The following is a 14284-nucleotide window of genomic DNA, read 5'->3' on the forward strand; positions in this document are numbered from 1 at the left end:
GCACCTCGTGCCGGGAACCACGCCGGAGCCGCCCCGCCCCCGGGAGGTGCAGCAGCCGTGGCCGCCGGACCACCCCTGACGCAGCGCCGGATATCCGGCGAGATCGCCGCCGCCCAGCGCGCCACCGCCGAGGCCGTGGCCGCGGGCGCGCCCGCCCCGCACCACCCGGCCCGCGACTTCGCCCCGTACCGCAGCACGTCTTCGGTGTCACCGACGTCACCGAACGGGACGGCGACCTGACCCGGCAGCACGCGGGCGAGCCGGTGGGGGAGCGGATCACCGTCACCGGGCGGGTGAGGGACCGGAGGGGCAGGTCCGTACGCCGCCAGCTCGTGGAACTGTGGCAGGCCAACGCCGCCGGCCGCTACGCGCACCGGCGCGACCGGCATCCGGCGCCGCTGGACCCGCACTTCACCGGCGTCGGCCGCTGCCTCACCGACGACCACGGCGGCTACCGCTTCACCACCGTCCGCCCCGGCGCGTACCCCTGGCGCAACCACGAGAACGCCTGGCGCCCCGCCCACCTCCACTTCTCCTTCTTCGCCCGCGGCCTCACCCACCACCTGTACACCCGCGCCTACCTCGCCCCGCCGCCCGCCGGGGACCCCGTAGCCGCGCTGCCGGCGGAACTGCGCGCGACGCTGCTCGCGCGCGCCGGGGAGAACCGCACGTACCGCTTCGACGTGCATCTCCAGGGCGAGAGGGAGACGGTCTTCCTTGACATCCGCCCGCTTCCCGGGCCCCGCTGAGGACGGCCTGAGATGACCGGGCCGAGGAGCGCGGGCGCGTCCGGCGGCGTGGCGCGGGGGGCCGGGAGCCGGCCCGCCGCCGCGCCCCTGCTGCACCATCGCGTCGAGGGGCCCGAGGGGCGCCCGGTGCTGGTCCTCGGGCCGTCCCTCGGCACCACCACCGCCGTCTGGGACGCCCAGGTGCCCGCGCTCGCCCAGGTGTTCCGCGTGGTGCGCTGGGACCTGCCGGGACACGGCCGGTCCCCGGCCTGGCTGCTCGGCGCAGGCGGCACCGTGGCGCACCTCGCCCGCCTCGTCCTCGACCTGGTGGACGCCCTCGTCGTCGCCGGCCGGGACGACGTGGCCACCCCGCCCGCGCACGCCCGCGCCCTGGCCGACGGCATCGCCGACGCCGCCCTCGTCGAGCTTCCCCGTACCGGCCACCTCGCGCCCGTCGAGCGTCCCGAGCCCGTACTGGCCGCCCTGCTCGCCCACTTCGCGCCCGCCGCGTTCGACCAGGGCAACGGGTACAGCCCCGGCTGAACCCGGCGCCGGGCCACCCGTCCCCGGCCGCGACCGCTGTCGTACAGGCGACATGTCGCAAGCCGGGCACGGCAGAGATCGTGACAGCCGGCCCGTCATGACCGAAAGCTTTCCCCGTGCATCTACGACGAGTAAAGCTGCCGGCGCTCGCCACCGCGGGCGCGCTCCTGGTCACGCTGGCGCCCTCCGCGACCCACGCAGCCGCCTCACCCGGCGGCGCGACGGTCGCGGACCGGGCGGCCGGCCCCTCGCTCAGCTCCGTCACGCTCGTCACCGGCGACCGCGTGCGGCTCGAGCGTTTCCCCGACGGCCGGCAGGCCGCCACCGTGACGCCACGCGACGGCGCCGAAGGCGGCGGCGGCTTCGAGCAGCTCGAAATCGACGGCGACCTGCACGTCATCCCCACCGACGCGGTCCCCTACGTCGGCTCCGGCGCCGTGGACCGCGACCTGTTCAACATCACGGAACTGGTCGAGCAGGGCTACGGCGACGGGCGCAGCAAGCGGATCCCGCTCATCGTGTCGTACGCGAAGGGCGCCCGCAGCGCCGACGCCGCGGAACTTCCGGGGGTGAGGACCGGCCCCGCGCTGCCCAGCCTGAACGCCCGCGCCGTCGAGGCCGGGAAGGACAAGGCCGACCGCCTCTGGGAGGCCGTCGACGACGACCGCGCGAACGCCCGGACGGCAGCCGGGCCGAAGCTCGCCGGCGGCATCGAGCGCATCTGGCTGGACCGCAAGGTCAGCGCCTCGCTCGACCGCAGCGTGGCGCAGATCGGCGCGCCCGAGGTGTGGCAGGGCGGCCACGACGGCAAGGGCGTCAAGGTCGCCGTGCTGGACACCGGCGTCGACGCGGACCACCCGGACCTGGCCGGCAAGATCGACGAGGCCCGCAACTTCTCCGACAGCCCCACCACCGGCGACGCCTTCGGCCACGGCACGCACGTCGCGGCCACCGTCGCCGGCACCGGCGCCGGCTCCGGCGGCTCCCGCAAGGGCGTCGCGCCCGGCGCCCGGCTGCTGGTCGGCAAGGTGCTCGGCGACGACGGCTTCGGCTCCGAGTCGCAGGTGCTCGCCGGCATGGAGTGGGCCGCGGGCGCCGGGGCCGACGTGGTCAACATGAGCCTCGGCACCGACGCGGCCACCGACGGCACCGACGCGCTGAGCCTCGGCCTCAACCGGCTGACCGCCGAGACCGGCACCCTCTTCGTCGCCTCGGCCGGCAACAACGGCCCGAGTTCGGCCACCGTCGGCTCGCCCGGCGCCGCCGACGCCGCGCTCACCGTGGGCGCCGTCGACCGCGACGAGTCGCTGGCCGGCTTCTCCAGCCGCGGCCCGCGCGTCGGCGACCTCGCCGTGAAGCCCGACATCACCGCGCCCGGCGTGGACATCGTCGCCGCCCGCGCGGCCGGCACCGCCATGGGCACGCCCGTGGACGACCTCTACACGGCCGCCTCCGGCACCTCCATGGCCGCGCCGCACGTCGCCGGCGCCGCGGCGCTGATCGCGCAGCGCCACCCCGACTGGACCGCGCAGCAGCTCAAGGACGCGCTGGTCAGCACCGCGCAGCACCACGACGACCTGACGGTCTACGAGCAGGGCGGCGGGCGCGTGGACGCGGCCCGCGCCGACGCGCAGCAGGTGTACGCCACCGGCACCCTCGGCTTCGGCGGTGTCGACGAGGGCGGCGAGCCGGTGCGGCGCGAGGTCACGTACACCAACGCCTCCGACGCGCCCGTGACGCTCGGACTCGCCGCCTCGCTGCGGGCCGCGAACGGCGAGCCCGTCCCGGCCGACGCCGTGGGGCTGCCGGACGGCGACACCGTCGAGATCGCCGCGGGCGGCACCGCGACCGTCCCGGTCACCCTCGACCCGGCGGGGCTGCGCCCCGGCCGCTACGGCGGGTACGTGACCGCCACCGCGGGCGACACCGTCGTGCACACCACCATCGGCGCCGTCCGCGAGGCACCCACGCGCACCGTCACGCTGCGCGGCATCGACCGCTCGGGGCAGCCCGCCTTCGTCAACCCCGTCACGCTCTTCGGCGAGGACGACCGCTACGACGTCGTCACGTACATCGCGAACGGCAGGACGCTCACCGTCGAGGTGCCGGAGGGCGAGTACTTCCTGCACGCGGTGGTCTCCGACAAGATCCCGGGCGGCAGCGTCGACAGCCTCATCGTCGACCCGCAGCTCAAGGTCGACGGCGACCTGGACGTCGTGCTCGACGCCCGCAAGGCCAACGAGGTGAAGATCGAGACGCCGAAGCCGGCGGTGCAGGAAGCCGTCATGAGCTTCTACAGCCACCGCGAGTTCGGCAACCGCAGCATCTCCCACGGGCACATGGAGTTCAGCGTCGACGGCCGCAAGCTGTACGTGACGCCGACCGCCAAGGCCCGCGAGGGCGTCTTCGAGGTCTCCTCCCGCTGGCAGTTGGAGGCCCCGATGCTCACGGGGACCGTCCGCGGGTCCGGGACGCAGGGCCGCGCCGACATCGAGGCCGTACGCCTGATGGGCCGCTCCCCGGCCCTGGACGGCACCCGGCAGCTTCCCCTGGTCGACGCCGGCGCGGGCACGGAGGCGGACTTCGCCGCCCTCGCCGACGACGGCGCCGACCTCGCCCGCTCGGCCGTCCTGGTCGACGGCGCGAGCCCGCAGGACGAGAACGCGGTCCGCCGCGCCGCGGCCGCCGGGGCGAAGTACGTCATCGTCGTCTGCCCGGAGGGCTCGCCCGGCTGGAGCGTGTGGCGGCCCGGCGGCGACCGGCTGCCCGCGGTCGGCGCGATGGTCAGGTACGACGTCGGCGAGCGGCTGCGCGCGGCGTCGGCCGGGGGTCCGGCGACCGTCGAGCTGCGCGGCACGCCCGCCAGCCCGTACATGTACGACGTGATGCAGGTGGCGAACCAGCAGGTGCCCCAGCAGGTGGTGCACCGGGTGAACAGCTCGAACACCGCCACCGTGCAGACCAGTTACGGCGACTCCGGCGGCAACCCCTGGACCAAGGAGCAGCGCTTCGGCTGGCGGCCGTGGATGGGGACGGCCATCAACCAGTACCAGCGGCACGTGCCCACCCCGCACGAGCGCACCGAGTACGTGAGCGCCGGCGACACCCTCTGGCGCCACAACGTCCACCACCGCTACACCTTCGACACCTTCAACCCGCTGGCCGGAGGCATGATCCAGGAGGCCCGCAGCTACCGGGCGGGCGAGCGGGTCGAGGAGAGCTGGTTCGCGCCGGTGGTGCGGCCCGCGATCCCGCGCGGCGTGGAGGGGCTGACCTCGTACCGCGAGGGAGACCAGCTCACCATCCGCATCCCGGAGTTCGCCGACTCCCAGAAGGGCCACTACAGCCGTCTGGACGGCGGTGACTGGGACGGCACCCCGGCGGACAAGGCGTCGGCGGTGCTCTACCGCGACGGCGAGAAGCTGGCCGAGGGCCGCACGGCCTGGGGCGCGTTCCCCGCGGGCGGCACCGGCGGGAAGGGCACGTACCGCCTCGACCTCGCGGTGGACAGGACCACCCCCGAGTGGCGCACGGGCGTGAGCACGCGCACCAGTTGGTCGTTCGCGGCCGACCGCCCCGCGGCGGGCGAGCAGGACCTGCTGCCGCTGCTGCAGCTGGACTACGACGTGCCGACCGACGCGCGGGGCGCGGCGCCCGGCGGGCGGCTGGTGCCGCTCGGCATCACGGCGCGGCACCAGGACGGGCTCGACGGGCGGCGCATCAAGGGGATGGAGGTCTCCACCTCCTTCGACGACGGCGCCACCTGGAAGGACGCCGTGGCGATGCCCTGGTGGGACGGCAGCTACCAGGTCTTGCTGCGGCACCCCTCGGTGGGTGACGACGGCGGCTTCGTCTCGCTGCGCGTGAAGGCGTGGGACGACGCGGGCAACAGCGTCGAGCAGACGGTGAAGCGGGCCTACGCGCTGAAGTGACACCCTCCGTCACCGGTGCGGCCGGAGCGATCCGCCCGCACCGGTGCGGGTGCGCGTCCTGCCGGGACGTCCCCCGGCGGGGCGTCCGCCGCGTCCGGGCACACGTGCCCCGGCGGGCGCACCCCGAAGTGCGTCCGCCGTACGGATACGGGTCCCGGGCCCGCGCTCAGCCGGGCACGGCCGTCCTCGCCACCGCCGTCACGGCAGCCAGTCGCGGCGGGCCGCCTGCCACACCAACTGCGCCCGGGTGTCGGCGCCCACGCGGCCCATCATGTCCCGCAGCCGGCGCTGCACCGTCCGCTGGCTGATGCCGAGCTGGGTCGCGATCGCCTTGTCCGCCAGCCCGGCCACCACCAGCGACAGCAGATAGCGCTCGTCCTCCGCGAGCGCGGGCCCGGCCGCCCCCGTGCCCTCGCCGAGCCCGGCCAGCTCGCCCGCCCCGGTGACGTGCAGCGGTGACGCCGCCGCCCACTGGCTCTCGAAGAGCGCGATCAGCGCGTCCAGCAGCGCGCTGCTGCGTACCACCGCCACCGTCGGCTCGCCGAACCTGCTGTCCGCGTTCGGCACCAGCGGGCAGAGCGCCAGCGCCCCGTCCGCGATCATCAGCCGCACCGGCAGCGCGCTCGCCGCCCGCGCCGCCTCGCCCGCCCGGACGCCCAGGGCGACGTTGCCCAGCATCCCGGGCTCCTCCAGCAGGGCGCGCTCGTAGATGACGCGGTAACGCACCCCCTTGGCGAGCATCTCGAACTCCTCGTCGTTGTCCTCCGACGGCATCGCCACGTGCCCCGCCTTGCACAGCGCCAGCACCTCCGTACGCGCGCCGTACGCGAGGTCCCGTATCTGCTGCCGGATCGCCGCCACGCCCGTGACGACCTCGACGAGCTGCCGCGCGTCGCGGCGCCGCCCGCCGGCCCGGAACTCCTCGGCCAGCTCGGTCACCCCCCGCCTCGCCCGCTCCAGCGCCTCCTGCCCGCGCAGCAGCCGCGGCCCGAGCGCCACGTCCGGCGCCACGGCCACGAAGTGCCCCCCGCCGCCCGGGCGTTGCTCCGGGCCGCTCACCAGTCCCTTGTCCTGCAGCGAGGTCAGCAGCGACTCGGCGCGCCGCCGGTCGAGGCCCAGCTCCGCGGCCACGGACTCCGCGTCCGCGCCGTGCAGCCCGACCAGCAGCCGGTACACCCGTTCCTCCGCCGGTTCGACGCCTGCCGGCTCCAGCATCGTCTCTCACGCTCCTTCCGCACGGGCCCCCGCCGCCGTACGCCCTGTCTGACCAATGGCCGACATGGCGACAAGTCGCCAACGGAAACCGCTTCCTTGGCGCCGGACGAGCGGGTTACAACCCAAGTCATGCATCGTTCGCCCCGGCGTTACCTGCCTGTCCGCGCCGCCGTGCTCGGCTGCCTCGCCTCGTTGCTGGCCTCCGTGCCTTCTCTAGCCACAGCGCTGCCGGAATCGTCAGTGTCACACCCCGCGGCATTCGCCACCGCAACCACCGCCGCCCCGGGGGCCTCCACCGCCGCACCGTCCGAACCGGATGCCCGCGCCGCGGCGGCGGCCGGACCGGGCACCGAAATCACCCTCGTGACGGGCGACACCGTCACCCTCGGCCCCGTCTCCGACGGCCGGCCCACCGTCTCCGTGACCCCCGCGGAAGGCGCCGGGGGGAGCACGTCGTTCACGACCCTGCACGAGGGCGCCGACGTGTACGTCATCCCCGACGCCGTGGCCCGGCTGGTACCCGGCGTCCTCGACATCGAACTGTTCAACGTCACCGCGCTGGCCGCGATGGATTACGACGACGCCGCCACCGACACCCTCCCGCTGATCGTCCGCGGCCCGCGCCCGCTGGCCGCGCTCGGCGAGGCCGCGGACAGCCGCAGGCTCCCGAGCATCGGCGCCACCGCCGTCGACGTGCCCAAGGACGCCGCCGCCGGCTTCGCCGGCCGGCTCACCGCCCCCGCCGGGCCGCGGGCCGCGGCCGGGGTCACGAAGGTATGGCTCGACCGCGAGGTCCGGGCCACGGAACTCGACTGGAACCTCGGCATGATCGGCGCCCCCGGAGCGTGGGAGAGCGGCCTGAGCGGCGCCGGCGTGGACGTCGCCGTGCTCGACACCGGCATCGACGCCGACCACCCCGACCTGCGCGGACAGATCGCCGCCGCCCGGGACTTCACCGGCAGCGGCTCCACCGGCGACCCGGACGGCCACGGCACCCACGTGGCCTCGATCGTCGCCGGCACCGGCGCGGCGGCGGACGGCGCCCGCCGCGGCGTCGCCCACGGCGCCCGGCTGCTCAACGCCCGGGTGCTGGACGACGAGGGCCGGGGGCAGTCGTCCTGGGTCATCGCGGGCATGGAGTGGGCCACCGAGCAGGGCGCCGAGGTGGCGAACCTCAGCCTCGGCGCGCAGCCGGGGGAGAGCGACGACCCGGTCGCGCTCGCGCTGGAGGCGCTCACCGCCGACACCGGCACCCTCTTCGTCGCGGCGGCGGGCAACATGGGGCCGTTCGGCGGCACCATCCAGTCGCCGGGCATCGCGCGCAGCGCGCTGACGGTCGGCGCCGCGGTGGAGAGCGGCAAGACGGCGTTCTACTCCAGCGTCGGGCCGACGCGCGCCACGTTCCGCGCCAAGCCCGACCTCATCGCACCCGGCTCCGGCATCACCGCCGCCCGCTCCGGCGGCGGCACGGCGGATCCGTACACGACGATGAACGGCACCTCCCAGGCCGCGCCGCATGTCGCGGGCGCCGCCGCGCTCCTGCTGGAGGAGCACCCCGACTGGAGCTGGGAGCGGGTGAAGACCGCCCTCATGACCACCGCGGACGGGGAGGCGGAGAGAACGCAGTCGCAGTACGCGGGCGCGGGCATGCTCGACGTGCCCGGCGCCCTCTCCGACACCCTCACCTTCGACCGCGGCAACGTCGACTTCGGCTACCTCCGCTACCCCGGCGGCAGCGAGCCGCGCACCGTCGAGTTCTCCGTCACCAACAACGGCACCGAGCCCGAGCGCCTGGACCTCTCCGACAACTCCCGCGACGTCTACGGCGACGACGCCCCCGACGACCTGCTGACCGTCAGCCCGGCCCAGGTCACCGTGGCGCCGGGGGAGACGGAGACGATCACCGCCAGGCTCGACCCCGGCGCGGCACCGCCGCGCGTCTACGCCGGCGGGGTCGTGGTGGAGCGCGACGGCCGCGACACCGTCACCCTGCCGTTCAACGCCTACCTCGAAGCACCCCGGCACGACATCCGGCTCACCGTGCTCGACCGCAACGGAGACCCCTGGGCGGGCGGCACCGTGTGGCTCGCCAACATGGACGACTACCGTCCCGTCAGCGGCGGCGGCTCCCAGTCCGTGCACCTGGACGGGAACGGCCAGGGCACCGCCCGGCTGCTGCCCGGATCGCTCAGCGTGATGGCGAAGGTCGAGACCCCGGCGCGCGACGGCTCCCCGGCCACGGTCGCCTTCGCCGGCTCGCCCGAGGTCATGCTCGACCGGGACATGGAGTACACCATCGACGCCCGCAAGGCGAAGCAACTGCGGCCCGCGCGGGTCGCGGGCGCGCAGACCGAGGTCGAGCACGTCTCCATCCACTACCAGCGCGGTGACGCCAAGCGGGGCAGCGGCATCGGCGACGGCATCTACGCCGGCGGCGAAGAGGTCGCCGAGGGCCGGGTGTTCCTCCAGCCCACCGGCGGGGTCGAGAGCGGCACCGTGGCGTTCGAGACCCGCTGGCGGCTGAAGGCGACGGGCCCGGCGCACGGCCGGCAGGCGGACGCCTACGAGCTCGTGCTCGGCGGCGAGAAGATCGCCGACCCGCCGGTCTACGACGTCTCCCGCGCCGAGGTCCGCGACCTCGCCAGGATGACGTCCGACTACCGCTCGCTGCGCGGCGGTGCCGACACGTACGCCGAGACGCGCTTCGCCTACACCGACCGGATCCACGCCGCGTACGGAATCAGCGAGCCGCTGGACGTGCCGCGGCGCAGGACGGAACTGGTCACCGCGGGACCGGAGGTGCGCTGGCAGCACTGCCTGCGCGCGCCGTCCGCGGGCGGCCTCTCGATGTGCGGGCCGACGGCGCCGTACGAGCGCGGGGAGCAGGGCGCGCCCGTGTGGTTCCGCGGGCTGGCACCGGCGGTGGTCGCCGGCAACCACTACGACGGCAGCCTCAACGTGCCCGTCGACCTCAGCGACGGCGAGCACAACGGGCAAGAGCCGACCGGCGTGTTCGGCGAGCAGAGCCTGCGGCTCTACCGCGACGGCACCGAGGTCCGGCCGCGTCAGCCGGGCAGCGCGTTCTTCGACGTGCCGTCCGGGCCCGCGACGTACCGTCTGGAGCACACGTCGCGGCCGGACACCGCGCTGCTGCCGCTCGGCAGCCGGACGGAGACCAGTTGGACCTTCCCGTCCCGCGGGCCCGCGCCCGGCGGCTCGGCCGTCAAGCCGCGGCTGCTCACCGTCGACCACCGGCCGCCGACCCGCGACGACGGCACGCTGCGCGCCGGTGTCCCGCTGATGATGGGGGCCCGGCTGGTCTCCTCCGAGAGCCGGAGCGATTTGCGCGAGGAGAAGGGCACGCTGCGGATGTGGGTGTCCACGGACTCCGGCGACCGCTGGCACCGGATGGTGGTCGTGCCCGCGCCGGACGGCTCCGTGCTGGCCACGGCGCCCGGGGTGCGGCCGCGCGCGGGTGACTCCGTCTCCGTACGCGTCGAGGGCTCGGCCGCGGAAGGCCGGACCGTCGACCAGACCATCGTCGACGCCTACCCGGTGCGCTGAGGCGCACCCGGGGCGACGACGGTGACGGGGGCCGCTGCGTGACCGGCGGGCGCAGCGGCCCCCGACCCCGCCGAGGCGATCCGCAGCGCCTCCACCAGGTCGCGGTAGAGCGCGTCGGCGGCGAGCAGTTCGTCGTGCGTGCCCCGGGCGCGGATCCGGCCGGACTCCATCACCACGATGGTGTCCGCGTCGATCACGGTCGACAGCCGGTGGGCGATCGTGACGACGGCGCCTGTCCGCGCCCGGGTGCGTATGCACGCGTGGACTGCGGCCTCGGTGAGCGCGTCGAGCTGGGCGGTGGCCTCGTCCAGCAGCAGCACGTCGGGGTCGCGCAGCAGCGCGCGGGCCAGCGCGATGCGCTGGCGCTCGCCGCCGGAGACGGCGGTGGCGGAGAGCTCGGTGTCCAGCCCGTCGTCGAGGCCGTCGACCTTCTCGGCCAGCCGCACGTCGCTCAGCACGCGGCGCAGGTCCTCCTCCCCGGCGTCGGGGCGGGAGAAGAGCAGGTTGTCCCGGATGGTGCCGGGGACGACCGGGGTGTCCTGCTCCACGTACGCCAGCCGGGAGCGGATCGCGGCGTGGCTCAGCGCGCCGTACGGCCGCCCGTCGAGCGCCAGTTCGCCCTCCTGGGGCTCCAGGAAGCGCAGGATCAGTGAGAGGAGGGTCGTCTTGCCGGCGCCGGAGGGGCCGACGACGGCGAGGTGCCCGCGGCGCGGCACGGCGAGGTCGATGCCGCGCACCGCGGGGTCGGGGCCCGGCTCGTACGCGGCGGTGACGCCCCGCAGTTCGAGCACGGCACCGCCGCGGCACCCGCCGTGCGCCTCTTCGCCTGACCGGCCGCCCGCCCGCTCGGCCGCGGCGCCCGGGGGCGCGGCGGCCCGCTTCGCCGGCGCACCCGCCGCGGCACCCGTCTGCTCCTCCTCGGTGGCCAGCTCGTCCACCGCGCGGATGCGCCTGGCCGCGGCGATCCCCGCCTGCAGCTCCGAGGTGTGCTCGCTCAGCTCGGTCACGGGACCCATCAGCCCGAAGGCGTAGAGCAGGAAGGCGATGAGCCCGGAGACCTCCAGGGACCCGGCGTCCACGCGCCACGCGCCGATGCCGAGGACCAGGATGATCGCCAGCTCGATGCCCGTCCAGGCGATCACCCAGACCGCCGCCTCCAGCCGGATCGCCCGGAGCCCGTGGTCGGCCGCGGACCTGGCCTCCTGCGCTATCCGGTCGGCCTGGCGCTCCTCGGCGCCGCTGGCCTTGACCGTGCGCACCGCGCGCAGCGCGCCTTCGAGCCGCCCGCCGAGCCTGCCGACGTGCTCCTGCGCCTGCTCCTCGGCCCGCGCGATGCCGGGCATCAGGGCGGCGAAGAGGACGACCACGACGATCACCGACGCGACCGTGGTCGCGAGCAGCACGAGGTCCAGCACGGCCATCATCGCCAGCGTGCCGGCCAGCATGACCACGCCGTTGACCAGGCCGACGATCGCGCCCGAGGCCGACGAGTGCAGCAGCGTCGTGTCGGAGACGGCCCGGGAGACCAGCTCGCCGGGCGGCCGGGCGGTCACGCCCGGCACCGTGGCCCGGAAGAAGCGGCGCACCATCGACTCGCGGGCGTCCAGCACCACGCGCTCGCCGACCGCGCCGAGGAGCACCGACTGCCGGTGCCCGAGCACCGCGCCGACGACCATCAGCACCAGCAGCGTGACGACCGGGCCGGCGAGCGACGCGTCGTCGGCGAGGGAGTCCAGCACCCACTTCGTCACCATCGGGGACGCGAGGCCGAGGGCGGAGCCGGCCAGGGCCAGCAGCAGTCCGAGCGCCAGCACCCGCCGGTGGGGCCTGGCGAACGACCAGAGGATGCGCACACTATCCGGAACACTCATGCCCGGTAGTAGAACATCGATGTTCCATTCTCGTCAAGCGAGTTCCATTCTGGTGGTGGCGGTACGGTATGGGCATGGACACCGCAGTGAGCAGCACCGGCGCGCGGGCCCGCACACGGCGCGCCATCCTCGACGCCGGCATCGCCGTGCTCGCCAAGAATCCGACGGCCTCGCTGGCCGACGTGGCGGCGGCGGCGGGCGTCGGGCGCACCACGGTGCACCGCTACTTCGCCGAGCGCTCCGACCTGGTCGCCGCCATCGGCGCGGACGTCCTCGACAAGATCGCCGCCGCGACCGACCGCGCCCGCCCCGACGACGGCCCCGCGCTCACCGCGCTGGAGCGGGTCTGCCAGGAATACTTCGAGCTGGGCGACAGCCTGGCGATCGCCTTCGACGACTCGCTGGCCGGGACGTGGAACTGGGACGGCTGGGACGAGGAGACGGAGGCGGACCGGGCGCTGGCCGGGCTCGTCGACCGCGGCCGGGAGGAAGGCACGCTGGACGGCCGGCTGGACACCGACTGGATCGTCCAGCTCCTCTGGTCGCTGCTGTACGTCGCGTGGCAGCGCAAGCGCGGCGGCGACACCACGCACAACGCGCTCAGCCTCTGCCTCTACACACTGCGGAAGTCCGTGGGCGTGCCGTCCTAGCCCCGCCAGAGATCCGATCAATTCACGCCGGGTGGACGGATCTTCACTCCGCGGGGTGTCGCAGGCGACGATCGATCTGGTAAATATGCAGATCGTGCTGCGTGCACAGGTGCGCCGTGCCGGACGGGTCGGCGCCCGCCGGGGCAGTCGTCGGATGACAGGAGGCCATTCCAGGATGAAGGACTTCGACGGGCTCAAGGCCGTGGTGACCGGCGGGGCTTCGGGGATCGGGCTGGCCACCGCGCGGCTGCTCGCCGAGCGCGGCGCCCAGGTCGCCGTCCTCGACCTCCACCCCGACGGCGTACCCCAGCCTCTGCGCGGCTACCGCGCGGACGTCTCCGACGACGCCTCCGTCGCCGCCGCGATCAGCGACGCGGCCGGCGCACTGCGCGGCATCGACGTCCTGGTGAACAACGCCGGCATCGGCGCCGTCGGCACCGTCGAGGACAACGACGACGCCGAGTGGCACCGCGTGCTGGACGTCAACCTGCTGGGCGTCGTACGCACCACCCGCGCCGCCCTGCGCCACCTGCGCCGCTCCGCGCACCCCGCGATCGTCAACACCTGCTCCGTCGCCGCCACCGCCGGCCTCCCGCAGCGCGCGCTGTACTCCGCCACCAAGGGCGCCGTGCAGTCCCTGACGCTGGCGATGGCCGCCGACCACGTACGCGAGGGCATCCGGGTCAACTGCGTGAACCCCGGCACGGCGGACACCCCGTGGGTGAGCCGGCTCTTGGACCAGGCCCCCGACCCCGCCGCCGAACGCGCCGCGCTCCACGCCCGCCAGCCCATGGGCCGCCTGGTCACCGCCGACGAAGTCGCCGCCGCCATCGCCTACCTGGCGAGCCCCGCCGCGGCCTCCGTCACCGGCACCGCCCTGGCCGTCGACGGCGGCATGCAGGGCCTGCGGCTGCGCGCCCCGGAGTCCGGCACATGAGGATCGCGCTGCGCACGCAGGTCCGCGCCGACCGCATCGAGGAGTACGAGGCCGCACACCGCGAGGTCCCCGGGGAGCTGACGGCGGCCATCCGCGGCGCCGGCGCCACCTCCTGGACCATCTGGCGCAGCGGCACCGACCTCTTCCACGTCATCGAGTGCGAGGACTACGCCCGCCTCCTCGCCGAGCTGGAACACCTTCCGGTGAACGTCGCCTGGCAGGCCCGCATGGCCGAACTCCTGGACGTGGTCCACGACTACACCGACGAGGGCACCAGCGCGGGCCTGCCCGTCGTCTGGGAACTCTGAGCCCTTCGCGCCGACGCACGGCGGACCCGGCCGCGCCGCACCACGCGGCCGGGTCCGTCCGGCGCTCCTCCCCGGGCTCGCACTCAGGCCGTCGCCTCCTCGATGGCGTCCGGCGTCGTCGTCCACTCCACGCCGCCCCCCACCGGGACCAGCCATGCCATCCGGGGGCCTGCGACCTGACGCAGGACGGGCGTCGACCACACCGTGTGGGTCTCGGGTTCGGGGCAGATGGCGCGGAGCACGCCGGTGCGGCCGGAGGTACGGTCCAGCACCAGCTTGCCCAGCAACGGATGGCGTTCGTGCCCCAGGCCGAGGCCCAGTCTGCTGCTCACGATGCGCTCCTCGGAGGTTCGTACGCGGTCGAGGATGTGCCCCCTCCCGGTGGTGGTCGGCCACCGGGTCCCTGGAGTCGCCAACTGCCGTGCGGCCGGACCGCGGTGGGGGCGTGAGCGCGGTCGGCGTGGTCGGCAGGTCCCCTCACTATGGCCGTCGACAACGGCAGTCCGCAAGCATCGCCCTGATAATTTCAGAATGTG

The 14284-nt window shown here is 75.0% G+C and carries 9 protein-coding genes and 1 pseudogene; 7 read left to right on the forward strand and 3 right to left on the reverse strand.

The features are described from left to right. The first annotated feature begins 57 nt into the window (after positions 1 to 57). The 3 genes and pseudogenes from pcaG (at position 58) to DMB38_RS33380 (ending at position 5203) form a co-directional block, all read left to right on the forward strand. Positions 58 to 749: pseudogene (gene pcaG / locus DMB38_RS33370) on the forward strand (protocatechuate 3,4-dioxygenase subunit alpha). Between the two features lie 12 nt (positions 750 to 761). Next, complete coding sequence (locus DMB38_RS33375) at positions 762 to 1271, forward strand: alpha/beta hydrolase (RefSeq protein ID WP_346429533.1); 510 nt, start codon at positions 762 to 764, stop codon at positions 1269 to 1271. A 116-nt stretch (positions 1272 to 1387) separates the two neighbouring features. Beyond that, entirely contained in the window at positions 1388 to 5203 is a 3816-nt protein-coding gene (locus DMB38_RS33380) for a S8 family serine peptidase (protein ID WP_125938314.1), read from the forward strand. A 198-nt stretch (positions 5204 to 5401) separates the two neighbouring features. On the opposite strand, the gene DMB38_RS33385 is transcribed toward DMB38_RS33380, so the two are convergent. Further along, positions 5402 to 6418 (reverse strand): LuxR family transcriptional regulator, encoded by a 1017-nt coding sequence (locus tag DMB38_RS33385; protein ID WP_125938315.1) that lies wholly within the window; start codon positions 6416 to 6418, stop codon positions 5402 to 5404. 129 nt (positions 6419 to 6547) lie between these two features. Between DMB38_RS33385 and DMB38_RS33390 the strand changes: the two genes are divergently transcribed. Beyond that, the gene (locus DMB38_RS33390; RefSeq protein WP_240662611.1) at positions 6548 to 9982 is read left to right on the forward strand and encodes a S8 family serine peptidase; all 3435 of its coding nucleotides are present in this window, start codon (positions 6548 to 6550) and stop codon (positions 9980 to 9982) included. Here DMB38_RS33390 and DMB38_RS33395 read toward each other — a convergent pair. Further along, a complete protein-coding gene (locus tag DMB38_RS33395) occupies positions 9967 to 11853 on the reverse strand; it encodes an ABC transporter ATP-binding protein (RefSeq protein ID WP_240662612.1) in 1887 nt (628 codons plus the stop codon). The two genes, DMB38_RS33390 and DMB38_RS33395, sit on opposite strands and share 16 nt — an antisense overlap. Before the next feature lie 74 nt (positions 11854 to 11927). On the opposite strand from DMB38_RS33395, the gene DMB38_RS33400 reads away from it, so the two are divergent. The 3 genes from DMB38_RS33400 (at position 11928) to DMB38_RS33410 (ending at position 13748) form a co-directional block, all read left to right on the forward strand. Beyond that, the gene (locus DMB38_RS33400) at positions 11928 to 12503 is read left to right on the forward strand and encodes a TetR family transcriptional regulator (protein ID WP_240662613.1); all 576 of its coding nucleotides are present in this window, start codon (positions 11928 to 11930) and stop codon (positions 12501 to 12503) included. Positions 12504 to 12678: 175 nt separating this feature from the next. Continuing rightward, on the forward strand, positions 12679 to 13440 hold the full coding sequence (locus tag DMB38_RS33405) for an SDR family oxidoreductase (protein ID WP_125938318.1): 762 nt from the start codon (positions 12679 to 12681) through the stop codon (positions 13438 to 13440). Further along, on the forward strand, positions 13437 to 13748 hold the full coding sequence (locus DMB38_RS33410; RefSeq protein WP_125938319.1) for an L-rhamnose mutarotase: 312 nt from the start codon (positions 13437 to 13439) through the stop codon (positions 13746 to 13748). Before DMB38_RS33405 ends, DMB38_RS33410 begins: the two co-directional genes overlap by 4 nt. Before the next feature lie 83 nt (positions 13749 to 13831). Here DMB38_RS33410 and DMB38_RS33415 read toward each other — a convergent pair whose 3' ends face one another. Further along, the gene (locus DMB38_RS33415; RefSeq protein WP_125938320.1) at positions 13832 to 14080 is read right to left on the reverse strand and encodes a hypothetical protein; all 249 of its coding nucleotides are present in this window, start codon (positions 14078 to 14080) and stop codon (positions 13832 to 13834) included. Positions 14081 to 14284: the final 204 nt, after the last annotated feature.

Origin of the sequence: Streptomyces sp. WAC 06738 (genome assembly GCF_003945505.1) — a bacterium.
Taxonomy (GTDB): domain Bacteria; phylum Actinomycetota; class Actinomycetes; order Streptomycetales; family Streptomycetaceae; genus Streptomyces.

Bases quoted from the DNA above. Each gene is read 5' to 3' on its own strand.
- DMB38_RS33410 (WP_125938319.1), top strand. From the start codon at position 13,437: ATGAGGATCGCGCTGCGCACGCAGGTCCGCGCCGACCGCATCGAGGAG.
- DMB38_RS33375 (WP_346429533.1), top strand. From the start codon at position 762: ATGACCGGGCCGAGGAGCGCGGGCGCGTCCGGCGGCGTGGCGCGGGGG.
- DMB38_RS33405 (WP_125938318.1), top strand. From the start codon at position 12,679: ATGAAGGACTTCGACGGGCTCAAGGCCGTGGTGACCGGCGGGGCTTCG.
- DMB38_RS33400 (WP_240662613.1), top strand. From the start codon at position 11,928: ATGGACACCGCAGTGAGCAGCACCGGCGCGCGGGCCCGCACACGGCGC.
- DMB38_RS33395 (WP_240662612.1), bottom strand. From the start codon at position 11,853: ATGAGTGTTCCGGATAGTGTGCGCATCCTCTGGTCGTTCGCCAGGCCC.
- DMB38_RS33385 (WP_125938315.1), bottom strand. From the start codon at position 6,418: ATGCTGGAGCCGGCAGGCGTCGAACCGGCGGAGGAACGGGTGTACCGG.
- DMB38_RS33390 (WP_240662611.1), top strand. From the start codon at position 6,548: ATGCATCGTTCGCCCCGGCGTTACCTGCCTGTCCGCGCCGCCGTGCTC.